The following is a 22,267-nucleotide window of genomic DNA, read 5'->3' as shown; positions in this document are numbered from 1 at the left end:
CATATGAAACATGTACAGGTCGCCGACCTCACAATCGGCAATGACCGCCCGCTGACCATTATTGCGGGCCCCTGCCAGCTTGAAAGCAGCGATCATGCGCAGATGATCGCAGGCCGTATGAAAGAGGCCTGCGACAAGTTCGGCGCCCAGTACGTTTTCAAGGCGTCTTACGACAAGGCCAACCGCACCTCGCTTTCGGGCAAACGCGGGCTTGGCATGGAACAGGGTCTGTCCATCCTTTCGGATATCCGCAAAATCTTCGGCGTCCCGGTCCTCACCGACGTCCACACCGAGGCGCAATGCGCCGAGGCCGCCGAGGCCGTGGATATCATCCAGATCCCTGCCTTTCTCTGTCGCCAGACCGACATGCTGCTGGCCGCTGGCAAGACCGGTGCCGCGATCAATGTCAAAAAGGGCCAGTTCCTCGCGCCCTGGGACATGAAGAATGTCGTCGACAAGATTGAAAGCACTGGAAATGAACGCATCCTGCTGACCGAACGCGGGGTGTCCTTTGGCTATAACACGCTGGTCGCCGACATGCGCTCGCTGCCACAGATGGCGGAAACCGGCTACCCCGTGGTGATGGACGCAACCCATTCGGTCCAGCAGCCCGGCGGCAAGGGCGGATCGACCGGCGGACAGCGCGAATTCGCGCCCGTCATGGCCCGCGCGGCCGTGGCCATCGGCGTCGGCGCTGTATTCATCGAAACGCATGAGGACCCGGACAACGCGCCAAGCGACGGGCCCAACATGATCTATCTCGACCAGATGCCAGATCTGATCGACACGCTGATGGCCTTTGACGCCATTGCCAAAGCGAACCCCCTAACGCTCTGACAAAAGAGAATTTCATGACCAAACCTGCTTCTACAGTTACGCCCAACACCTGGGAATTCCTGCGCGATCCGATGATCACGCCGACCGGCTTCCGCGAATATGACGCGCGCTGGAAATACCCCGATGAAATCAACTTGCCCGGCATGACGGCGCTTGGCCTCGGAATCGGCACGCAGATGCACAAGCGCGGGGTCGAACCCGTCATTGCAGTGGGCAACGACTATCGCGACTATTCGCTGACCATCAAGAACGCGTTGATCCTCGGGCTGATGCAGGCCGGGATCACCGTCAAGGACATTGGCCCCTGTATCACGCCGATGGCCTATTTCAGCTCGTTCCACCTTGGCGTGCCGGGTGTTGCGATGGTTACCGCCTCGCACAACCCGAACGGCTGGACCGGGGTCAAGATGGGTTTTGCCATGCCCCTCACCCACGGACCCGATGAAATGGGTGAACTCAAGGATATCGTCCTCAACGGCAAGGGCGAACCGCGCGATGGCGGCAAGTACGAATTCGTCGATGGTGTCTGGGACGCCTATATGGACGACCTCGTAGGCGACTTCAAAATGTCCCGCAAACTCAAGGTCGTATGCGCCACGGGTAACGGCACCGCCGCCGCCTATGCCCCGGCGCTTTTCGAACGCATCGGCGTCGAGGTCGTCGAAAGCCACAATACGCTCGACTACACCTTTCCGAACTACAACCCGAACCCCGAAGCGATGGAAATGCTCCATGACATGTCGGCTTCGGTAAAGAACTCCGGCGCAGATTTCGCGCTTGGGTTTGACGGGGACGGCGACCGCTGCGGCGTGGTCGACGACGAGGGCGAAGAGATTTTCGCGGACAAGGTTGGCGTCATCATGGCTCGCGACCTCTCGAAAATCTATCCGAACTCAACCTTTGTGGCGGACGTGAAATCCACCGGGCTTTTTGCCGCCGACCCCGAACTGCAGGCCAACGGCGTCAAGGCCGATTACTGGAAGACCGGTCACAGCCATATGAAACGCCGTGTCCACGAACTTGGCGCGCTGGCGGGTTTCGAAAAATCCGGCCATTACTTCCTCGCCGAACCCATCGGGCGCGGCTATGATGACGGGATGCGTGTCGCGGTCGAAATCTGCAAGCTGATGGACCGCAACCCCGACATGAAAATGTCCGACCTGCGCAAGGCCCTGCCGGTCACCTATTCCACGCCCACCATGTCGCCCTATTGCGCCGATACGGAGAAATACGAGGTTCTGGAACGGCTTGTCGAAAAGCTTGTCGCCAAGGCCGAAGCCGGTGAACAGGTCGCCGGGCGCGACATCAAGGAAGTCGTGACCGTCAACGGTGCCCGTGTGATCCTTGATAACGGGTCGTGGGGGCTGGTGCGTGCCTCCTCCAACACGCCGAACCTTGTCGTCGTTTGTGAAAGCAGCGAAAGCGACGAAGAGATGCGCGCGATCTTTGCCGATATCGATGCGGTGATCCGTACCGAACCTTCCGTCGGCGATTACGACCAGAAAATCTGAAGCATTCCGGGCGGCGTCAATCGCCGCCCAACAGCTTTAGAAAGCCTTTCTTGGCTTCCTCCTCGATCTTGTCCTTGAGAAGCTCTTCGACATCGCGGGTATCGCCGGGCGCCCCGCTCAGCTTGGCGCGGATCTTCTCCTTGGCACGCTCCTCCAGCGCATCCAGTTTCACATCAGCATTCGATTTCAGCACCGCTTCAAGGTCGGGCTGCACCCTTGGCCGCGCCCAGGAGCCGCTGATGCGCACCGGGATCGCAAGCCCCTCGCCGCCCCGCGCCCGCAGCGCCACGGGCGTGATGACATAGTCGATATCCCTTTCCCCCAGCCCGATCACGCCGGCGCCGTCAGCGCGGAAATTCTTGAGCTCGACGGCAAGGTCGTCATTGCTCAGCACGCCGCCCGTGATACCGAAACTGGCTTTCAACGTTTCGAACACCGTGGTGCCGCCATTCTGCTCGCCCGAATCCATCAGCGCCTCAAGGTCGATGCCCGCAATTTCCCCCGCTGTCATGCCAATCCGCCCCGATCCCGAGAGCGATCGCATGATCATATCCGCACTCTGTCCCACGCCCAGAAAGGTAAGCTTCATATCCGCCTTGCCGGAAAAGCGATTGATATCGGCCATATCCGACAAGAGCCGCTGCATCTCAATACCCTTCGCCTGCAACGCTCCTCCGACCGAAAGCCCTGTCCGGTTGTTGGCCACCAGCTGCCCGGTGATCTCTCCGTCAAAGGCGTCGACCCGCACAAGGTCCAGCACCGCACGGGAGTCGACCAGCGTGAACAGCGCCTGCACCGCGCCCAATTGGGTGCCCGCAACCCGGACGCTTTTCGCATCAAGCGTGACCGACGCGTTCACTAGGCCCAGCCCGCTTGCATCGATCAGCGTGCTCGACCAGCCAAGCCTTGTCGAGCCCGACCCGGCGCCCCCGCCGCCGCCTTTTGCGGAAACCGGTGTAAGATCAAGCGCATCGGCATTGAGCCGCGCGGTAAGTTTAACAGCATCGGCAAGGTACAGATCGGCCGCGCCGTTCACCCGGTTCCGATCCAGCAGCACGGACAGGTCGCGTAACGAAAGCCGCTGATCCAGCGTATAGGTCGCCTCGGTCACCAGTTCCACACCGCGTCCCATGCGCTCGGGCCAGAAGCTCTGCCCAAGCCTCAGCGCCCGCTGCATCTTGACGATATCGTCCGCATCCATCGTCACCCGCCCCGAGGCTTCGCCGTTCAGCCGCGCCCGGCCGACAAAGCTCGCCGTACCGCCCGAGGTCGCCACCTCGAGCGTTAGCGGCGCCACATCGCTGGCAAGAAAGTCTTGGAAATTCGCAACTTGTGCCGCCACCTTGATGCGCTCGCCCGCTGGGGACATCGCCAGACCGATATGGGCAACGCCGCTCGGTTCGGGCCAGTCCAGCGTCAGGTCGACATCCGACAGGGCAAATTCTCCGCCGCCCTCGCGCCGGTACAGCAACCGCGCATCGCTGAGTTTGAGCCGTTCAAGCATGACCGGCGAAGACCCGCCCGGTGCTTCGCCGGAGGTTTCACCGCCGTCCGCGACGGCTTCGGTTTCTGTGAACTCCCAGTTACCGACACCGTCCGCGCTTTGTTGCAGCCGCAGGTCCGGCTGTTCTGCCACCACTTCGCTGACCCGGATCCGCCCGCGCAAAAGATCGCGCGCCGATAGCCCCACCGAAAGCGCCTCGGCACGCAGCATCGGCTCGGCATCGGCCCAGTCGGCATTGGCAACTGTAACCGGCCCCGTTTTCACCCCCAAGGTTGGCCAGAGAGACAGGCGCACGCCGCCGCCTATGGTCACCTCTCGCCCGGTCTGGTTGCGAATCTGTTCAGCCGCGATTTCCGCGATACGTTCCTGCGGTAAAAGAAACAGCCCGGCTCCCAACGTCACCAGCGCCAGCAACACCGCGCCGATCAGCCTGAAAATCCACCGCATTCGCCTGCTCCGCCTGCCGTTTTCACCAGCATATCCGCCTTAGCCCTTTGCGCAAAGCCTTTGCACCTTTCTCGCGCCGGGCCTATAGGAGCGCACATGAGCACGAACCCTCCTGAACTGCGCCCCGATCTCGCGCCCCGCGCGCGCATCGGCGATGCGCCCCGTCCCGGCCAGCCCACCATTGGCATGGTCTCGCTTGGCTGCCCAAAGGCGCTGGTCGACAGCGAACGCATCCTTACGCGGCTGCGGGCCGAGGGCTATGGTATCTCGCCAGACTACAGCGGCGCCGATGCGGTAATTGTGAACACCTGCGGATTTCTCGACAGCGCCAAAGCCGAAAGTCTCGAAGCCATCGGCGAGGCGCTGACCGAAAACGGCCGGGTCATCGTGACCGGCTGCCTCGGGGCCGAGCCGGAATACATCACCGGGACCCACCCCAAGGTGCTCGCCGTGACTGGCCCGCATCAATACGAACAAGTGCTCGACGCGGTCCATTCCGCCGTGCCTCCCGATCCGAACCCCTTTGTCGATCTGCTTCCGGCCTCGGGCGTCTCCCTCACGCCGAGGCACTATTCTTATCTAAAGATTTCAGAAGGTTGCAATCACAAGTGCAAATTCTGTATCATTCCGGACATGCGCGGTCGGCTGATGTCGCGGCCCGCCCATGCGGTGCTGCGTGAAGCAGAAAAACTGGTCGAAAGCGGCGTACGCGAGCTTCTGGTGATCAGCCAGGACACCAGCGCCTATGGGCTTGATCGCAAGTACGACACGAATCCGTGGAAAGACGGCGAGGTGCGCAGCCATATCCTCGACCTTTCCCGCGAACTCGGTCAGCTCGGCGCTTGGGTGCGGCTGCATTACGTCTATCCCTACCCGCATGTGCGCGATCTGATCCCGCTGATGGCCGATCCGTCGAACGGGCTGCTGCCCTATCTCGACATCCCCTTCCAGCATGCGCACCCGGATGTGCTGAAACGCATGGCACGGCCTGCCGCCGGGTCGAAAACGCTCGACGAAATCGCCGCCTGGCGCGACATCTGCCCCGACATTACCCTGCGCTCGACCTTCATCGTCGGCTACCCGGGCGAAACCGAATCCGAATTCCAGACGCTGCTCGACTGGATGGACGAAGCCCGTCTCGACCGGGTCGGTTGCTTCAAATACGAAAATGTCGACGGGGCCCGATCGAACGATTTGCCCGATCACGTGCCAGAAGAGGTCAAGCAAGAACGGTGGGACCGCTTCATGGAAAAGGCACAGGCCATTTCCGAAGCCAAGCTGCAGGCCAAGGTCGGCCAGCAGCTACAGGTCATTGTCGATGAAATCGATGACGAGGCCGCCACCTGCCGGAGCTGGGCCGATGCGCCCGAGATCGACGGCAACCTCTTTATCGACGAAGGCTTTGAAGACCTGAAACCGGGCGATCTTGTTACGGTCACCGTGGATGAAGCCAGCGACTACGATCTCTGGGGACGTCTTGACGGCTGATCCAGCTTAAGCGACGCCCGGCAATTCACTGGAATAGAAAGATTATTCCACGCGCAGCCGGGCCATCATCTCGCTGTTCCGGCAAAAGCTTGGCGTCTGCATGGCGCCGGTTTTCTGCGCGTCCAGCCAGCTTCCGCAAAAGCCCGGATCCGAGCATTCGCAACAGCGCAGCACCGCGTCGCCAAGCTCACTAACGGTCAAACGGCCGCCGTCCAGGATCTCTTGCTGTATGTCCACGCCGACCGTCTCGGCCATCCGGTCCATTAGAACCGCGTGCTTCTTAAGCTTTTCAGGGTCTTGCATCCGGGTCTCCGATTCCTTGAATCTGCCCGGCCACTCTGCCCGCGATAAGGGGACATCGCCTTGATCGATGTCAAATAAGCCTCAGCCCGAGGTCAACCGCGACATGGTCCGGCGCACCGTGTCCAGTCGATCTGCATTCGGCGGGTGCGAGCCGAGAAAACGGTCGCCCGGATCCGGAATCTGGGCGAAGAATCCCGCCCCGATCAAAGGGTTGAATCCCGCGCGGTAGGCGATCACCGTGCCCAGCTCATCCGCTTCCAGTTCGAATTCCTTTGAATAGCTGCGCGCCCCAACGGCGGCACCAAGCCGCTGAGCGTTCTCCACGTCCAGCGCGCTGCCGCCGGTGAGCGTTGCAAGCCCCGCAAACACGACAGCGCCCGCTTCGGCATTGCGCTGCTGCCGGGCAAGGTGGTTGCGGATGTGATGCGCGGCCTCGTGGCTCATCACAAAGGCCAGTTCATCCACGCTCCCGACACTTTCAATCAGAGAGGCGGTAAAGGTGATGACCGGGCGTCCCTGCCGATCGAGGCTTTGAAATGCGTTCGGCTGCGCGTTGCGACGAGCATCGACGGCAATCAGGAAATCGCAGTTCATCCCCGTTGTACGATTGCGACATTCCTGTTCAGCTATCGGCTCTACCGCGCTGACAACGTAGGAAAAGTTGGCCTGAACAAGTTCCGGGGAAAACCCGGGCACGACCGAGGCGCCAGAGGTGGCGCCGCTTGACACGGTCGGCATGTCGCACCCCGAAAGACCCAAGGCTGCACACAAACCGATCAGTACCCGACCCCAGCGCATCGGCGCTCCTTTCTTCAGTATTTCGCGAATGACCCTAGCACAGTCGACGCCGCCTTCCAGTGCCCCGTTCTGCGGTGAATCGCCCTTGCAATGCCCCAGCAACAGCGCCACTCTCAACCCCATGTTTAGCATTGAACACGAATTCGACGCCACTGTGATCACGCTCGTCGACGAAGCGCCCGCGCCCCTGCAAGAGGACGTGGTCATCAACAGTTTTGCCGAATGCATCACGATCGAGCAATTCGACGCGCGCACCAACCAGATGATGAAAATAACGCTTTCGCCGGAACAGCTGCGCGATCTCGCCGCAGCGCTCGACCTGCCCGAGGGCGTCTATCGTCTGCGACGCAACGCCTCCACATCGTAGCGGAACAGCTTTTCGCGCGACGTTTCCCCTCGCAACAAGGTTAGCGCACTTGGCGCGACACCCAGCGCGCGAGCCAGCAATTGCGTGACAGCCGCATTTGCCTTGCCGTTCTCCGGTGCCGCCGTGACGGTGATGCGCAACACGCCATCGCGTTCGACAACCGCCTTTCTCGCCGCGCCGGGCGTTACGCGCACGGCGAATTCCGCCCCTTCGACCACAAGGTGCGCCAGATCAGGGAAGTCTCTGGATTTTGCCCGGGCCATTTATCGCCTCATGTCAACTGCGCAACCTACCCTGCTGATTCAAATCGGAATCCAACCCGTTATACAACTGGGTTGAGAAGCTAAAAAATCCCGATCCTAGCCACGCTTGCGGATTTCCCTCGAAAAACATAGACCTCTCTCTTGCATAGCTACAGGTTCGAGCCAACATATCCGCAGAATGTAAGAAAGATTAACATATGCCGACTCCCAATCCCGCCGCGCTTGAATTTCTGCTTCATCGGCGTTCCCGCCCGGCCAAGACTCTGACAACCCCGGTGCCCGACGAGACCGCTCTTGAACCTCTGCTGACGGCTGCTGCCCGCAGTCCCGATCACGGCAAGCTGGAACCCTGGCGTTTTATCGTGATTGAAGAGGGCGCGATGCCCCGTCTCGCGGATCAGGCCGGGGAACATGCAAAAGCGCTTGGGCTCGCCGATGACGACGTGGCCAAGGCCCGGACCCAGTTCGATCAGGGGCATCTGGCGGTGGCGGTTGTCGCCTGCCCTGATGAAACGGCAAAGATCCCCGTGATCGAACAGACATATTCCGCCGGAGCCGTTTGCCTTGCGCTTCTGAACGCCGCGCTTGCCGCAGGCTGGGGGGCGAACTGGCTCTCGGGCAGCATCAGCCACGACCCGGCATTCTGCAGCGCCGCGCTTGGGCTTGCGCCGCAAGAAAAAATCGCCGGTTTCATCCATATCGGCACCGAATCCGCGGCGCCGCCGGACCGTCCGCGCCCCGATCTCGCCGCTAAAACCACCTGGGTTTCGTCTTGATCCTTCAGGCGTTTTTTCTCGCCATCGCGCAAATCGGCGACCGGCCGTTCCGCAAGGTACTGATGCTGGGCGTTCTGCTGACCCTGGCGCTGCTGGTCGCGGCAACGGTCGGGTTGCTGTGGCTGGTACAGACCTACTTCGGCGATGGTATGACCCTGCCCTGGATTGGCGAGGTGCAATGGGTCGACAGCCTGTTCAGCGCCACCTCGATCCTGGTGATGCTGTTCCTGTCAATCTTCCTGATGGTGCCGGTGGCCTCGGCCATCACCTCCTTTTTTCTCGACGAGATCGCGCAGGCGGTCGAAGACCGGCACTATCCCCAGCTGCCCGAGGCCCGCAACGTCCCCTTTGCCGAGGCGCTGAGCGACTCGGTCGCCTTTCTTGGTGTCCTGATTGTCGCGAACCTCCTTGGTCTGGTCGTCTATCTCATCTTTCTGGTCACAGCCGTTCTCGCGCCCTTTGCGCCCTTCGTGTTTTACGCGCTGAACGGGTACCTGCTCGGGCGCGAATATTTCACATTGGTCGCGATCCGCCGCATCGGCCGCAAAGAGGCCACCCGCATGCGCAAGCAATACGGCAGCACCGTTTTCCTTGCTGGCGTATTGATGACAGTTCCACTGACGGTACCCATCGTGAACCTCTTGGTGCCGGTTCTGGGTGCCGCGACCTTCACCCATCTCTTTCACATGCTCAACAAAGACCGTTAAGAAATCCCTTACTATCGACTGTATTATTTCGGTTTTCGAACTTAACCCTAGAAACTCGCACCGAACGGGCGCAAAGCCCGACGTAGAGCTCGACGCTGTAAGAAAAGGCCACAGGCATCAGCCTGTGGCCTTTTTCAATCAACTGAGCATAGCATAAATCCAGCCGCGGTACCCGGTTCCGAACACCTCTTATCGCGGCAGCGCGCGATAGAACCAGTCGAAGTCTTCCAGCGTGATCCAGTTCGACAGGATGATCCCCGAAATGATGACCCAGAGCACGAAGGCAACCGCCGTCGTATAGAATGCCTTCTTGCGCAGGTGATGAGATTCCGGGGCCCCGGCATGGGTGCCGGGTACGATTTCACCAAGATCCCCCTGCGTTTTCACGCGGATGGGGATGGCCACGAAAAACGTCATGAACCAGATGACGATGAACAGCACGATGGCCGATGTAACGCCCATGTCAGGCTCCTTTCAGCGACGGCTCAGACCTGTTCGAGTTCGACAAGACAGCCGTTGAAATCCTTGGGGTGCAGAAACAGCACCGGTTTGCCATGCGCGCCAATCTTGGGCTCTCCGTTGCCCAGCACCCGTGCGCCGGTTTCCTTGAGGTGGTCGCGCGCCGCGATGATGTCATCGACCTCGTAGCAGACGTGATGCATGCCACCCGCAGGGTTCTTTTCCAGAAACGCCTTGATCGGGCTGTCATCGCCGAGCGGATAAAGCAATTCGATCTTGGTATTGGGCAGCTCGATGAAAACCACCGTCACGCCATGATCCGGTTCGTCCTGAGGCGCACCGACCTTGGCCCCAAGCGCATCGCGATACTGGGCCGAGGCGGCCTCGAGATCCGGCACGGCAATCGCAACATGGTTAAGTCGGCCAATCATCGGCACCTCCCTAAATAAATATCCCGCCCGGTTATGAGGCCCCGCCCGGCCAAGAGCAAGCCCAGCATTGTCGCAGCCTGCCGCGCGGCGAAAGCCGCCTGTTAACCTCGCGTTAGCCACCGGTGCCTAGCCTAGAGCCAGGCAATCGAAAGGAACTTTGTCATGGCCGATTCGGATCCGCTTCAGCAGCCCCACACCATGCCGACTGCCAGCCGTCCGTTGCTGGGCCTGACGATCCTGGTGGTGGAAGACAGCCGTTACGCCAGCGAAACCATGCGTCTTTTGTGCCTGCGCAGCGGGGCGCGCATCCGTCGCGCCGATTGCCTGAAATCCGCTCGGCGCCATCTTCAGGTCTATCGCCCCTCGGCGGTGATCGTCGATCTTGGTCTGCCCGATGGGTCCGGGCTTGAACTTATCTCGGAACTGAACCGCGCCGCGCCCCGCGTCGGTATCCTGCTGGCAACCTCCGGCGATGACAACGCTGAACAGGCCGCGATGGCGGCCGGGGCGGATGATTTCCTTGCCAAGCCAATCACTTCTCTTGCGGTGTTCCAGTCGGTGATCATCGGGCGCCTGCCGCCCGAGCGACGTCCGTTCACCCTGCACCCCGTCAGCGAGGTTGTCGTAGAACCGGACCCGATCGCGCTTCAGGACGATCTGGCACATGTGGCCGATGTCCTGAGCGCGGATACCGAGGGCGGAACACTCGATTATCTTGCGCAGTTCATTGGTGGCATAGCCCGCAGCGTCGATGACACGCCGCTGGCCGAGGCGGCCGACAACCTTGCGAAATCACGCCGTGATGGCACGCCTGTCGGCCCCGCGACCGCTCTGATTGCCGGGCTTGTCAACGAAAGACTGCAACAGAGAAAGGCCATTTGATATGATCGAAACATTTCTGATCGCCCTCTTCGCCATGCTCGTCGCCCTTTACGTGCAAGCCCGCAAAGCCGCCCGCGAAATACGCAAACACCGAGAAGAAAGCGGCATCGCTGCCCTTGGCACGATCATCCTCGACCCGGCTGACTAAAACATCAGGATCGAGCGCTAGTAGCCCGGATTCAAACCGATTTCAGGTTTCTCTTTGGGCAAATCGATCAGGCTTCGGGCGGCAATCCCTGATCCAGCAGCGCCGGGTCGTCCGACACCCGAATCTTGCGGGTCAGATCGCTCAGCCGTTCGATCTGGCGGCCTTCGGCATCGAAGTTGTCTGGGGACAGCCATTCTGCATAGGCGGCAGACAAGGCGGGCCACTCCCGGTCGATCGCCGCGAACCACGCGGTGTCACGATTGCGCCCCTTCACCACGAGCGCCTGACGGAAAACGCCCTCGTAACTGAACCCAAGCCGCTGCGCCGCCGCCCGCGACGGCATGTTCAGCGCGTTGCACTTCCACTCGTAGCGTCGATAGCCAGCTTCGAAGGCCCAGCGCATCATCAGCGCCATCGCCTCGGTCGCCGCGCGGGTCCGCTGCAGGCGCGGTGCATAATTGATATTGCCGACCTCGATCGAACCGGCTGCCGGATCGATCCGGAGGTACGACGCAACGCCACCGTACTGCCCAGTCTCCAGATCCTTGACCGCATAAAAACAAAGCTCCGGATCCGCGGTCGCCTCTTTGACCCAGCGATGGTACATCGAGGCCGAGGAAAACGGCCCGACCGGCATGTAATCCCACAGCCAGTCCTCGCCATCATAGGCCGCAAACAAAAGCGCGGCGTGATCCTCGGCACTCAGGGGCTCAAGGCGGGCATAGCGCCCCTCAAGCACCGCACCTTCGGGACGGGGCGGCGGGGTCCAGTCAGGCACGGGCAGACCGATGGGGCGGGAAACGCTGAGATTGCTCATCTATTGACTCTATGACCTTCCATAAGCAAGGCAAAGCCCTGAAATCATAATAAAAGACCGGGGTCCGCGCCCATTTGCAAGCCCGGAAACACGACCCTTTCAAGCGTAGCCTGATCCAGACCGGCCATGCCGCGCAGGATCCAGGCCGCCGGGGCGCGCACATCCTGCGTGGGCATAAGGTCGCGCCGCTCGAAAAGGCTTGCCTCGTCCAGCCCGGGCCAGTCCCCGTAAACGCGACCGCCGCGAATGGCGCCGCCTGCCAAGATCATCGCGCCGCCGGTCCCGTGGTCGGTGCCGCCGGTACCATTCAGCCGCGCGGTGCGCCCGAATTCCGTCATCGCAACCACCGCGGTCTTTTGCCAGACCGCCTCGCCCACCCCAGCCTGCAAGGCAAGGATCGTATCCGCCAGCCGCCCCAGCGCGGGCTGGATCGCGCGGCTCTGGTTGTTATGCGTGTCCCAGCCATTGATCGAAAAGGAGGCGATCCTCGTATCGTTGCGTAGCTGATCCGCGGTGAATTCAGCCACTTTCAGATGCGCTTTCGAGGGCGGCGTCGGCGGCGGCGCCATCGGTTCGTCCTCGTCAACTGTCACGCTCAACGGGCCGGGTTCCTCATCCATGTCCGAGAGCATCAGCGCCTCGGTCAGCGCCGCGTGAAAGGCCGGATCGTCCTGCATCACCATCTGCGCCAGCCGCAGCGCCTGCGGGCTCAGCACAAGGTTGGCGTCAGGCGACCAGTCGGCAACAGGCGCCGGCCCGTTCAGCACCTTCATCTCGCCGTGACCGATGGCGAAAGCGGTGCGCGCCTCAACGCCGCCCACCTCGCCCAGCATCCGGTTGAGCCAGCCATCGCGCGAACCGTTCAACGCATCGGTCCCCGCCTCGAGCAGATCCTGACCGTCGAAATGGCTTCGCTTGTCGCGATAAGGCGTTGAAACCGCGTGCACAAATCCCAACTGCCCCTTGGCCCAAAGCGGCATAAGCCGGACCAGCGCCGGATGCAGCGCAAAGAACCCATCAAGGTCGGGCGCTTCTCCGCCCAGCGCCCCGCGCAGCTCTGAATACTCCGGCGCACCATAGGGGCGCACCACATCCAGACCGTCCATCGCACCGCGCAGGATGATCACCACCAGCCGTGTGTCCCACGGCGCGGCGGCAAAGCTCATTGGCGTCAGCAGGGGAGAGGCCGCAATCGAACAGCCAATCAGCGACGACCGGGCAAGAAAAGCGCGGCGGGAAAGGGCCTTGGTCATCTCGTGTCTCCTATCGTCTCTGGAAGGCAGGCGCGGCCAGCACCATCCCGATCGCATCGGACTGGCTCTCTGCGGCGCGCGCGGCAAATTGCACGTGTTCATCGGCGAAATCGCCAAGGGTCGAGGCGACAAACCCCATCGGCTCGGGCAGATCCGGGCAAAGCACCTGCGGCGCGCTCACCGCCCAGCGCAGCCGCATCGCCACGCCCTGCGGCGTGATCCATGCCGCGTCCTGCTCTGGCCAGCCGTCCGGCCCGTTCGGATCCTGCCAGGGCTGGCCCATGTCGCGCAGCGGATTGACCAGCGTTCGGCGCATATCGCGCCGCCGCAGCCGCGCCACATGGTCAGGATCGACCGCCAGCGCCCGCCAGCCCGAGGCGATGAAATCCACCGGCGGTTTGACATTGCCGCGCGGCGTATCCCAGGCGGCGGGGTGTTCCAGCAGCGCAGTGTAGACCGCCATCAGATCGCCGCCGCTCGCCAGGTAGCGCTCGGTCACATGCGTCACCAGACCTTCATCCGGCGTGTCCGACACGAAATGCACCGCCAGTTTCGACGCGATATGGCGCGCGGTCACCGGATGCACCGCAAGGTCATTCAGCGCCTCAAGCACCGGTTCAAGCCGCGCCGGATCGCCGCCGTAACTCTTGCCCATGATCTGCTCCGCCCCGGGCTCGGCAAAACCCCGTCGAAACCGGAACCCCTCGCCAAATCCAAAGGTCAGGCCGGTAAACAGTTCGGCCAGTTGGCGCACGTCATCCTGACTGTAAGGCCCGCCCACCCCCAACGTGTGCAGCTCCATCACCTCACGGGCGAGGTTTTCGTTCAGCCCTTCCAGCCGGTCATTGCGCTTCACCGCCTTGCTGTTCGGCCCGGTAGAGCGGTTCTGATCAAGGAAATGCAGCATCAGCGGATGCGTCACCACGGCGCTCAGCATATCACCGAAAGTGGCCGTCACATTTGGCCGGATCGCATCCTCGATATAAGGCGCGGTCGCCGTGCGCAGCAGCCCGATCTTGCCTTTGGCTGTGAAATGATCGGCCCAGAAGGCAACAAGCCGCTCGCGAAATCCGCTTTGCGTATGGGTGCAACGCAGCATTGCCCGCATCGCCCATTCCATGCCCACCTCGTTCTGCGCGCGGCGCGCGGCGCGATAGGCCTCACGTTTTTCCTGGTTCTTGGTTTTTTGAAACGCCTTGCGCAGTTTGCGCGTTTCGACCACCCAGGCGCTGAACCGGTCAAAGCTGTCGATGGGAAACCGCGTGGCCATTTCGTCCGGCGCCGCAAGCGCGGTCAGCATAGCCTCGGGCGAAGCAGGCGGCGCGACCACCGGCGACATGCCATAGCCAAATCGCACTTCGGCAAGCTGTGCGGAAAAACCCATGTTTCTAACCCCTTGGCACGTGTCCCAAAGACCCGGGACTTGGCGGCAGTTCGTCGCGATGATTCACCGCTCTCACGGATATAACGCACAAGAGCCGGAAATCCGTCGCGAGCGCGGCAATTTTTCGCGAAACCCGAAGGCCCCTCGCCGCGTTTCCTTCGCACATTTAAAGGGAGCACCCAGATGACCGACATTTACAGCGCCATCAAGGCAGATCACGACAATCACCGCAAGCTTCTCGACCGGATCGAACATACCTCCGGCGACAGCAACGACCGCCGCGACGCCTGGGATGAATTCTACCGCGATGTCAAAAGTCATGCCGCCGCCGAAGAGGAAACATTCTATTCCAAGCTGATTTCCAAGACATGGGGTCAGGACGCGGCCCGCCATTCCGTCCACGAACACCAGCAGCTCGACGATATCATGGAAGAGCTGAACGAAATGGACATGAGCCTTGGCGGCTGGCTGCAAAAGTTCAAGAAACTACGCCACGATTACGAACATCACATAGACGAGGAAGAAGACGAGGTGTTCTCCCGCGCCCGCGAAGTCATCGATGAGTCCGACCTCAAAGGCTTTGGCGACCGGTTCGAGGCCCGCAAGGCCGAAGAGGTCAAACTGATCGCCAAGAAACGCGAAGACAGTCTTGAAGACTGACAGGCGAAAGCCTGAAAGACGCAAAAAGGCCGTGGCGGAACCTACCCCGCCACGGCCTTTTTCTTACCTAAACCGTTGTCATTCCTTCGGAATAACCCGCAGCCCCAGCTCCATGAGCTGGTCGCTTGTGGGATCCGACGGCGCGTTCATCATCAGGTCTTCGGCCCGCTGATTCATCGGGAACATGATGACTTCACGGATATTCGCCTCATCCGCCAGCAGCATTACGATCCGGTCGATTCCGGCGGCACAGCCCCCGTGCGGCGGTGCGCCATACTGGAACGCATTGACCATGCCGCCAAAGCGTTTCTCGACCTCTTCCTTACCGTAACCGGCAATCTCAAACGCCTTGAACATGATCTCCGGGCGGTGGTTACGGATCGCGCCCGACACGAGTTCGTAACCGTTGCAGGCGAGGTCATACTGGTACCCCAGCACCTCGAGCGGATCGCCTTCCAGCGCCGCCATCCCGCCCTGCGGCATGGAGAACGGGTTATGCTCGAAATCGATTTTGCCGGTTTCCTCGTCCTTCTCGTAGATCGGGAAATCGACGATCCACGCAAAGGCAAAACGGTCCGTGTCGGTCAGGCCCAGTTCCTCGCCGATGACGGTGCGCGCCTTGCCCGCGACGGTCTGGAACGCCGCCGGCTTGCCGCCAAGGAAGAACGCCGCATCGCCGACGCCAAGGCCCAGTTGCTGCCGGATCGCCTCGGTCCGCTCGGGGCCGATGTTCTTGGCCAGTGGCCCTGCTGCCTCCATACCATCGCCCTGATCCCGCCAGAAGATATACCCCATCCCCGGCAGGCCCTCTTTCTGGGCAAATGCGTTCATCCGATCACAGAACTTGCGCGACCCGCCCGTCGGCGCAGGGATAGCGCGGATCTCGGTGCCTTCCTGCTCCAACAGCTTGGCAAAAATCGCAAAACCGGATCCGGCAAAATGCTCGGAGACCACCTGCATCTTGATCGGGTTGCGCAGGTCGGGCTTGTCGGTGCCATACCAGAGCGCCGCATCACGATAAGAAATCTGCGGCCACTCAGCCGGCGCATCGACTTTCTTGCCGCCGCCGAATTCCTCGAACACGCCCGCGATCACCGGCGAGATCGTGTCGAACACATCCTGCTGCTCGACAAAGGACATCTCCATATCGAGCTGGTAGAAATCGGTGGGCGAGCGATCGGCGCGCGGGTCCTCATCGCGGAAACAGGGCGCGATCTGGAAATACTTGTCAAAGCCCGACACCATAATCAACTGCTTGAATTGCTGCGGCGCCTGCGGCAGCGCGTAGAACTTGCCCGGGTGCAAACGGCTCGGCACAAGAAAGTCGCGCGCGCCCTCGGGCGACGAGGCGGTGATGATCGGTGTCTGGTATTCGCGGAACTTGCGATCCCACATGCGCTTGCGAATGCTCGCCACCACGTCGGAACGCAGGGTCATGTTGCGCTGCATCGCCTCGCGGCGCAGGTCGAGGTAACGATAGCGCAGACGGGTTTCCTCGGGATATTCCTGATCGCCGAACACGATCAGCGGCAGCTCTTTCGACGCGCCCAGGACCTCGATGTCGCGAATGAACACCTCGATCTCGCCGGTCGGCAGCTTGGGGTTCACCAGTTCCGGATCACGCGCCTTCACCTCACCATCGATGCGGATACACCATTCCGAGCGCACCTTTTCCACCTCGGCAAAGGCCGCGCTGTCGGGATCGCACAGCACCTGGGTCACGCCGTAATGGTCGCGCAGGTCGATGAAAAGAATGCCCCCGTGGTCGCGGACCCGGTGCACCCAGCCCGACAGGCGAACGGTTTCGCCCACATTTTGGGCAGTCAGGTCGGCGCAGGTATGGCTGCGATATGCGTGCATTACTCAATCCTTCAAGGGCGTTTGGCGGGTCGCGCCGATACAGCCCGACAGCCACCGGAAGTCAAGGCCCCCCCGCGAATCCCGGCATTTATCAAAAAAATGTTTGGAATATGCCGTTCGAGAGCTATTCTTCTGACCGCGCTTGATAAAAGTGTTAACAAAAACTTTCTCGGGTGAATGAGATGTGGCAAACCATTTTTGAAAAAATGGTGTCGCGGCTGATCCAGAGCGGAGAACTACGCGTCACCTATCCAGACGGACGGACACGGACCTTCGGCCCCGGTGGCACCCTTACTGCCGCCATCCACATACAAGACAAGGCGCTGTTCAAGGGCCTCTGCACCCATCCCGATCTCGCTCTCGGCGAGGCTTACATGGATGAACGCCTCACCATCGAAGACAACGACATCGAAGGTCTGATCAAACTGGTCCTGCGCAACGCCTATACCAGCGTCATGCCGCCCTGGGTGCAATTCGCCGACCGCACCCGTTTCGCTCTCGGCCGCTGGATCCAGCGCAACACCCCGGAACTGGCCCGCTCCAACGTCTCGCACCATTACGACCTTTCCAACGATTTCTACCGGCTCTTCCTCGACGAGGACATGCAATACAGCTGCGCCTATTTCACCGATCCCGCGATGTCGCTCGAAGAGGCGCAGATCGCGAAAAAGACCCATATCGCGCAGAAACTGCATATCGAACCCGGGATGCGTGTGCTCGACATCGGCTGCGGCTGGGGCGGCATGGCCATCACCCTTGCCCGCGACTACGGCGCCCGCGTAACCGGGGTCACACTCTCCAGCGAACAACTCGCCCTCGCCCGCGAACGCGCCGCCGAACAGGGCCTCTCCGATGTCATCGACTTCCGCCTGATCGACTACCGCGAAATCAACGAACCCTTCGACCGCATCGTATCGGTCGGCATGCTCGAACATGTGGGCCTGCCTCATTACGCGGAATATTTTGACAAGGTAGGTGACCTGCTGACCCCCGATGGCATTGCCCTGATCCACACCATCGGGCGCAGTGGCCCGCCGATGGCGGAATCCGAATGGATCACCAAGTACATCTTCCCCGGCGGCTATGTTCCCTCCCTGTCGGAACTTGCCCCGGCGATCGAGAAATCCGGCCTCTGGAATACCGATCTCGAAGTGCTGCGCCTTCATTACGCGATGACCCTGCGGCACTGGCTGCAGCGCTTCGATACCAATATCGACAAGGTGCGCGAAACCCATGACGACCGCTTCATCCGCATGTGGCGTTACTACCTGACGGTCTGCTTTCTTGCCTTCGAGGAACAGAAGCAGGCAGTATTCCAGTTCCAGCTGACCCACCGGCGCGACGCGGTCCCGATCACCCGCGATTACCTTTACCACGATCACGGCCCAAGACGTCAGGCAGCGGAATAAGCCCACACGCCCCCGGCGGAGCGTCCCGCCCCTTCTTTGGGTCTTAAAATATCCCCGCCGGAGGCATGAAAACTTTTGCCCCGGACCTCCACAGGCGCCACGCGGCAAATGAGGCGCAAACGCCCCCTTGCACCTGCTTGCTCCATGCCTATAACGCAGGACAATTTGGGCGCGCCTGCCAGCCGCGCTCCCCGCATTGCAATTCAAGAGGGGCCGTGACATGCCAAAAAGAACCGATATCAAATCCATCATGATCATCGGCGCCGGCCCCATCATCATCGGACAGGCCTGCGAGTTCGACTATTCCGGCGCACAGGCCTGCAAAGCCCTGCGCGAAGAAGGCTACCGGGTCATCCTCGTGAACTCCAACCCCGCCACGATCATGACCGACCCGGGCCTGGCCGACGCCACCTATATCGAACCGATCACCCCCGAGGTCGTGGCCAAGATCATCGAAAAGGAACGCCCCGACGCGCTCCTGCCGACCATGGGCGGGCAGACCGGCCTGAACACCTCGCTGGCCCTCGAAGAGATGGGCGTGCTGGAAAAATTCGGCGTCGAAATGATCGGCGCCAAGCGCGAAGCCATTGAAATGGCCGAAGATCGCGCGCTGTTCCGCGAAGCGATGGATCGGCTCGGCATCGAAAACCCCAAGGCGACCATCGTGACCGCCCCGACCGGCGCCAATGGCAAGAAAGACCTCAACGCCGGGGTGCAGCTCGCGCTCGAGGCGCTCGAACATGTGGGCCTGCCCGCGATCATCCGCCCTGCCTTTACCCTTGGCGGCACCGGCGGCGGCGTCGCCTATAACCGCGACGACTACGAACATTACTGCCGCTCAGGCATGGATGCCTCGCCGATGGGCCAGATCCTCGTCGATGAATCCCTGCTCGGCTGGAAAGAGTTCGAAATGGAGGTGGTGCGCGACACCGCCGACAACGCGATCATCGTCTGCTCCATCGAGAACGTCGACCCGATGGGCGTGCACACCGGCGATTCGATCACCGTCGCCCCGGCCCTCACGCTGACCGATAAGGAATACCAGATCATGCGCAACGGCTCGATCGCCGTGCTGCGCGAAATCGGCGTCGAAACCGGCGGTTCCAACGTGCAATGGGCGATCAACCCTGAAGACGGCCGCATGGTCGTGATCGAGATGAACCCGCGTGTCTCCCGCTCCTCGGCGCTGGCCTCCAAGGCCACCGGCTTCCCCATCGCCAAGATCGCGGCCAAGCTCGCCGTCGGCTACACGCTGGACGAGCTCGACAATGACATCACCAAGGTCACCCCGGCCTCCTTCGAGCCGACAATCGACTACGTGGTCACCAAGATCCCGAAGTTCGCCTTCGAGAAATTCCCCGGCTCCAAGCCCGAACTCACCACCGCAATGAAATCCGTGGGCGAGGCCATGGCCATCGGCCGCACCATCCACGAATCGCTGCAAAAGGCACTCGCCTCGATGGAATCCGGCCTGACCGGTTTCGACGAGATCGAAATCGCCGGGTTCGACGCCTCCCAGCCCGAGGATTCTGCAGATAACAAGGCCGCGCTAGTCAAGGCGATCAGCCAGCAAACCCCGGACCGGATGCGCACCATTGCGCAGGCCATGCGCCACGGCATGAGCGATATCGACATCCACGGCGTCACCATGTTCGACCCGTGGTTCCTTGCCCGGATCCGCGAAATCGTCGAAACCGAGGCCGACCTGCGCAAAAACGGCCTGCCTACCACCAGCGAAGGCCTGCGCGCAGTCAAGATGATGGGCTTTACCGATGCCCGTCTTGGCAAGCTTACCGGTCGCGACGAAGACAACGTGCGCCGGGCCCGCCGCAATCTCGACGTGAACGCGGTCTTCAAACGGATCGACACCTGCGCCGCCGAATTCGAGGCCCAGACGCCTTACATGTATTCGACCTATGAAACCCCGGTCTATGGCGAGGTCGAATGCGAAGCCCGCCCCTCCGATCGCAAAAAGGTCGTGATCCTCGGCGGCGGTCCGAACCGGATCGGTCAGGGCATCGAATTCGACTATTGCTGCTGCCATGCCTGTTTCGCCCTCACCGATGCGGGCTATGAAACCATCATGGTCAACTGCAACCCGGAAACGGTGTCGACCGACTACGACACCTCCGACCGGCTTTATTTCGAACCGCTGACCTTTGAGCACGTAATGGAGATCCTGCGGGTCGAACAGACCAACGGCACGCTGCACGGCGTCATCGTCCAGTTCGGCGGCCAGACCCCGCTCAAGCTCGCCAATGCGCTCGAAGCCGAAGGCATCCCGATCCTCGGCACCACCCCCGACGCCATCGACCTTGCCGAAGACCGCGAGCGGTTCCAGGATCTCGTCAACCGGCTCGGGCTGCGCCAGCCCAAGAACGGCATCGCCTCGACCGACACGCAAGCGCTTGAAATCGCGGATGAAATCGGCTTTCCGCTGGTGATCCGCCCGTCTTACGTTCTGGGCGGCCGCGCGATGGAAATCGTGCGCGACATGGACCAGCTCAAACGCTACATCCGCGATGCGGTGGTGGTGTCCGGCGACAGCCCCGTGCTGCTCGACAGCTATCTCTCCGGTGCGATCGAGCTGGACGTGGACGCGCTCTGCGACGGCAAACAAGTCCACGTGGCCGGCATCATGCAGCATATCGAAGAGGCCGGCGTGCACTCGGGCGACAGCGCTTGCTCCCTGCCGCCCTACTCGCTCTCGAAAGAGATCATCGACGAAATCAAGAAACAGACCGAGGCGCTGGCCCACGGGCTGAACGTCGTCGGGCTGATGAACGTGCAGTTCGCCGTCAAGGCCAACGAAAAAGGCGAAGACGAGATCTTCCTGATCGAGGTCAACCCGCGCGCGTCGCGCACCGTGCCATTCGTCGCAAAGGCCACCGACAGCGCCATCGCCTCGATTGCGGCCCGTGTCATGGCGGGCGAGCCGCTCTCGAACTTCCCGATGCGCGCGCCCTATGACACCGATGCCGATTACGATGACGTCCTGCCGCTGGGTGATCCGATGACGCTGGCCGACCCCGACATGCCGTGGTTCTCCGTGAAAGAGGCGGTGCTGCCGTTTGCCCGTTTCCCCGGTGTCGACACCATCTTGGGGCCGGAAATGCGCTCCACCGGCGAAGTCATGGGCTGGGACCGTTCCTTTCCCCGCGCCTTCCTCAAGGCGCAGATGGGCGCGGGCAACCCGCTCCCGCGTGAAGGCCGCGCCTTTCTCTCGATCCGCGACATGGACAAGACTGCCCAGATGCTGGATGCGGCTCAAACCCTTGTGTCGCTTGGCTTTGACATCGTCGCCACACGCGGCACCAAGGCCTGGCTCGACGGGCATGGCGTGCCTTGCACCGCCGTGAACAAGGTCTACGAGGGCCGCCCCGACGTGGTCGACATGATGAAGGACGGTGGCATCCACCTCGTCATGAACACCACCGAAGGCACCCAGGCGGTCGAGGATTCCAAGGGCATCCGCTCCGTCGCGCTTTATGACAAGATCCCCTATTTCACCACCGCCGCCGGTGCCCATGCCGCCGCTCAGGCGATCAAGGCGCAGGCCGAAGGGGACGTGGGCGTCAAGGCGCTTCAGGGGTAACGGGATCGCGGCCTGCCTTCGGGCGGGCCGTTTTGCATCCGGGCATAACCGGATGCCGTGCCAGACCTGTCGCAAATTTCCAACGCCCCGGATATAAATCTCGCCAAAAGCGCCCTGCCCGGCCGCGTCCGCAAGATTTGATTGACCCCATCACCGACAGCTTTCTACAATTTCGGCCAACCAGAACTGTTAAAAGACAAGCGCCGCAAAAGTGGCCGACACCAATTGACCGGAGCAGTCCCAATGCGTATCGCAATCGCCCTTCTTGCCCTGACGGCCCTTTCCGCCTGCATCAATGTGGTGCCGCTCGTCCCCTTCGTCTGACGCGACACTGGCATTTGCTGCACTGCGGCGGTGTACAGGGGGTG

The 22,267-nt window shown here is 61.5% G+C and carries 21 protein-coding genes; 11 read left to right on the top strand and 10 right to left on the bottom strand.

Translation table 11 applies throughout. From position 1 onward, the window contains the following. Positions 1 to 3: 3 nt before the first annotated feature. On the top strand, positions 4 to 837 hold the full coding sequence (gene kdsA / locus MF268_RS06465; RefSeq protein WP_238370062.1) for a 3-deoxy-8-phosphooctulonate synthase: 834 nt from the start codon (positions 4 to 6) through the stop codon (positions 835 to 837). A gap of 14 nt (positions 838 to 851) precedes the next feature. After that, positions 852 to 2,348: a phosphomannomutase/phosphoglucomutase gene (locus MF268_RS06460; protein WP_238370061.1), complete on the top strand. Its 1,497-nt coding sequence runs from the start codon at positions 852 to 854 to the stop codon at positions 2,346 to 2,348. A 16-nt stretch (positions 2,349 to 2,364) separates the two neighbouring features. Here MF268_RS06460 and MF268_RS06455 read toward each other — a convergent pair whose 3' ends face one another. Beyond that, positions 2,365 to 4,299 carry an AsmA family protein gene (locus MF268_RS06455; RefSeq protein WP_238370060.1) on the bottom strand — a complete coding sequence of 645 codons (1,935 nt, stop codon included), beginning with the start codon at positions 4,297 to 4,299 and terminating at the stop codon, positions 2,365 to 2,367. A 96-nt stretch (positions 4,300 to 4,395) separates the two neighbouring features. Between MF268_RS06455 and rimO the strand changes: the two genes are divergently transcribed. Then, complete coding sequence (gene rimO / locus MF268_RS06450; RefSeq protein WP_238370059.1) at positions 4,396 to 5,787, top strand: 30S ribosomal protein S12 methylthiotransferase RimO; 1,392 nt, start codon at positions 4,396 to 4,398, stop codon at positions 5,785 to 5,787. A 42-nt stretch (positions 5,788 to 5,829) separates the two neighbouring features. Here the strand turns inward: rimO and MF268_RS06445 are convergent, their stop codons facing one another. Beyond that, complete coding sequence (locus tag MF268_RS06445; RefSeq protein ID WP_238370058.1) at positions 5,830 to 6,090, bottom strand: DUF6455 family protein; 261 nt, start codon at positions 6,088 to 6,090, stop codon at positions 5,830 to 5,832. 81 nt (positions 6,091 to 6,171) lie between these two features. Continuing rightward, positions 6,172 to 6,999 (bottom strand): M48 family metallopeptidase, encoded by an 828-nt coding sequence (locus tag MF268_RS06440; RefSeq protein WP_420485417.1) that lies wholly within the window; start codon positions 6,997 to 6,999, stop codon positions 6,172 to 6,174. A 10-nt stretch (positions 7,000 to 7,009) separates the two neighbouring features. Here MF268_RS06440 and MF268_RS06435 point away from each other — a divergent pair, with 10 nt between their 5' ends. Beyond that, positions 7,010 to 7,255 (top strand): hypothetical protein, encoded by a 246-nt coding sequence (locus MF268_RS06435; RefSeq protein WP_238370057.1) that lies wholly within the window; start codon positions 7,010 to 7,012, stop codon positions 7,253 to 7,255. Here the strand turns inward: MF268_RS06435 and MF268_RS06430 are convergent. Continuing rightward, on the bottom strand, positions 7,222 to 7,518 hold the full coding sequence (locus MF268_RS06430) for a DUF167 domain-containing protein (protein WP_238370056.1): 297 nt from the start codon (positions 7,516 to 7,518) through the stop codon (positions 7,222 to 7,224). The two genes, MF268_RS06435 and MF268_RS06430, sit on opposite strands and share 34 nt — an antisense overlap. A gap of 197 nt (positions 7,519 to 7,715) precedes the next feature. Between MF268_RS06430 and MF268_RS06425 the strand changes: the two genes are divergently transcribed. Further along, positions 7,716 to 8,294: a nitroreductase family protein gene (locus MF268_RS06425; protein WP_238370055.1), complete on the top strand. Its 579-nt coding sequence runs from the start codon at positions 7,716 to 7,718 to the stop codon at positions 8,292 to 8,294. Further along, the gene (locus MF268_RS06420; protein ID WP_238370054.1) at positions 8,291 to 9,001 is read left to right on the top strand and encodes an EI24 domain-containing protein; all 711 of its coding nucleotides are present in this window, start codon (positions 8,291 to 8,293) and stop codon (positions 8,999 to 9,001) included. The genes MF268_RS06425 and MF268_RS06420 overlap by 4 nt, the downstream gene beginning before the upstream one ends. 189 nt (positions 9,002 to 9,190) lie before the next feature. On the opposite strand, the gene MF268_RS06415 is transcribed toward MF268_RS06420, so the two are convergent. Beyond that, complete coding sequence (locus tag MF268_RS06415) at positions 9,191 to 9,463, bottom strand: DUF1467 family protein (protein WP_238370053.1); 273 nt, start codon at positions 9,461 to 9,463, stop codon at positions 9,191 to 9,193. 23 nt (positions 9,464 to 9,486) lie between these two features. Next, a complete protein-coding gene (gene mce, locus MF268_RS06410; RefSeq protein WP_088634794.1) occupies positions 9,487 to 9,891 on the bottom strand; it encodes a methylmalonyl-CoA epimerase in 405 nt (134 codons plus the stop codon). 162 nt (positions 9,892 to 10,053) lie between these two features. On the opposite strand from mce, the gene MF268_RS06405 reads away from it, so the two are divergent. Further along, a complete protein-coding gene (locus tag MF268_RS06405; protein WP_238370052.1) occupies positions 10,054 to 10,773 on the top strand; it encodes a response regulator in 720 nt (239 codons plus the stop codon). A 1-nt stretch (position 10,774) separates the two neighbouring features. Next, positions 10,775 to 10,921, top strand: coding sequence for a hypothetical protein (locus MF268_RS06400; protein WP_238370051.1), 147 nt, complete (start codon positions 10,775 to 10,777; stop codon positions 10,919 to 10,921). Positions 10,922 to 10,988: 67 nt separating this feature from the next. Here the strand turns inward: MF268_RS06400 and MF268_RS06395 are convergent, their stop codons facing one another. Genes MF268_RS06395 through MF268_RS06385 form a run of 3 tightly spaced genes read right to left on the bottom strand, consistent with a single transcriptional unit; the run spans position 10,989 to position 14,375 of the window. Then, positions 10,989 to 11,738: a GNAT family N-acetyltransferase gene (locus MF268_RS06395; RefSeq protein WP_238370050.1), complete on the bottom strand. Its 750-nt coding sequence runs from the start codon at positions 11,736 to 11,738 to the stop codon at positions 10,989 to 10,991. A gap of 44 nt (positions 11,739 to 11,782) precedes the next feature. Next, positions 11,783 to 12,991 carry a DUF1501 domain-containing protein gene (locus MF268_RS06390; protein WP_238370049.1) on the bottom strand — a complete coding sequence of 403 codons (1,209 nt, stop codon included), beginning with the start codon at positions 12,989 to 12,991 and terminating at the stop codon, positions 11,783 to 11,785. 10 nt (positions 12,992 to 13,001) lie between these two features. Further along, positions 13,002 to 14,375 (bottom strand): DUF1800 domain-containing protein, encoded by a 1,374-nt coding sequence (locus MF268_RS06385; protein ID WP_238370048.1) that lies wholly within the window; start codon positions 14,373 to 14,375, stop codon positions 13,002 to 13,004. A 183-nt stretch (positions 14,376 to 14,558) separates the two neighbouring features. Between MF268_RS06385 and MF268_RS06380 the strand changes: the two genes are divergently transcribed. Next, complete coding sequence (locus MF268_RS06380; protein ID WP_238370047.1) at positions 14,559 to 15,035, top strand: hemerythrin domain-containing protein; 477 nt, start codon at positions 14,559 to 14,561, stop codon at positions 15,033 to 15,035. Positions 15,036 to 15,113: 78 nt separating this feature from the next. On the opposite strand, the gene aspS is transcribed toward MF268_RS06380, so the two are convergent. Then, complete coding sequence (gene aspS, locus MF268_RS06375) at positions 15,114 to 16,895, bottom strand: aspartate--tRNA ligase (RefSeq protein WP_238370046.1); 1,782 nt, start codon at positions 16,893 to 16,895, stop codon at positions 15,114 to 15,116. Between the two features lie 182 nt (positions 16,896 to 17,077). Here aspS and MF268_RS06370 point away from each other — a divergent pair, with 182 nt between their 5' ends. Beyond that, positions 17,078 to 18,304, top strand: coding sequence for a class I SAM-dependent methyltransferase (locus tag MF268_RS06370; RefSeq protein ID WP_238370045.1), 1,227 nt, complete (start codon positions 17,078 to 17,080; stop codon positions 18,302 to 18,304). A 220-nt stretch (positions 18,305 to 18,524) separates the two neighbouring features. Continuing rightward, a complete protein-coding gene (carB, locus tag MF268_RS06365; RefSeq protein WP_238370044.1) occupies positions 18,525 to 21,899 on the top strand; it encodes a carbamoyl-phosphate synthase large subunit in 3,375 nt (1,124 codons plus the stop codon). Positions 21,900 to 22,267 lie beyond the last annotated feature (368 nt).

Origin of the sequence: Heliomarina baculiformis (genome assembly GCF_019966545.1) — a bacterium.
GTDB classification, from domain to species: domain Bacteria; phylum Pseudomonadota; class Alphaproteobacteria; order Rhodobacterales; family Rhodobacteraceae; genus Heliomarina; species Heliomarina baculiformis.
Note: the sequence above shows the minus strand (reverse complement) of the source record. Positions and strands in the feature narration are given on the sequence as shown.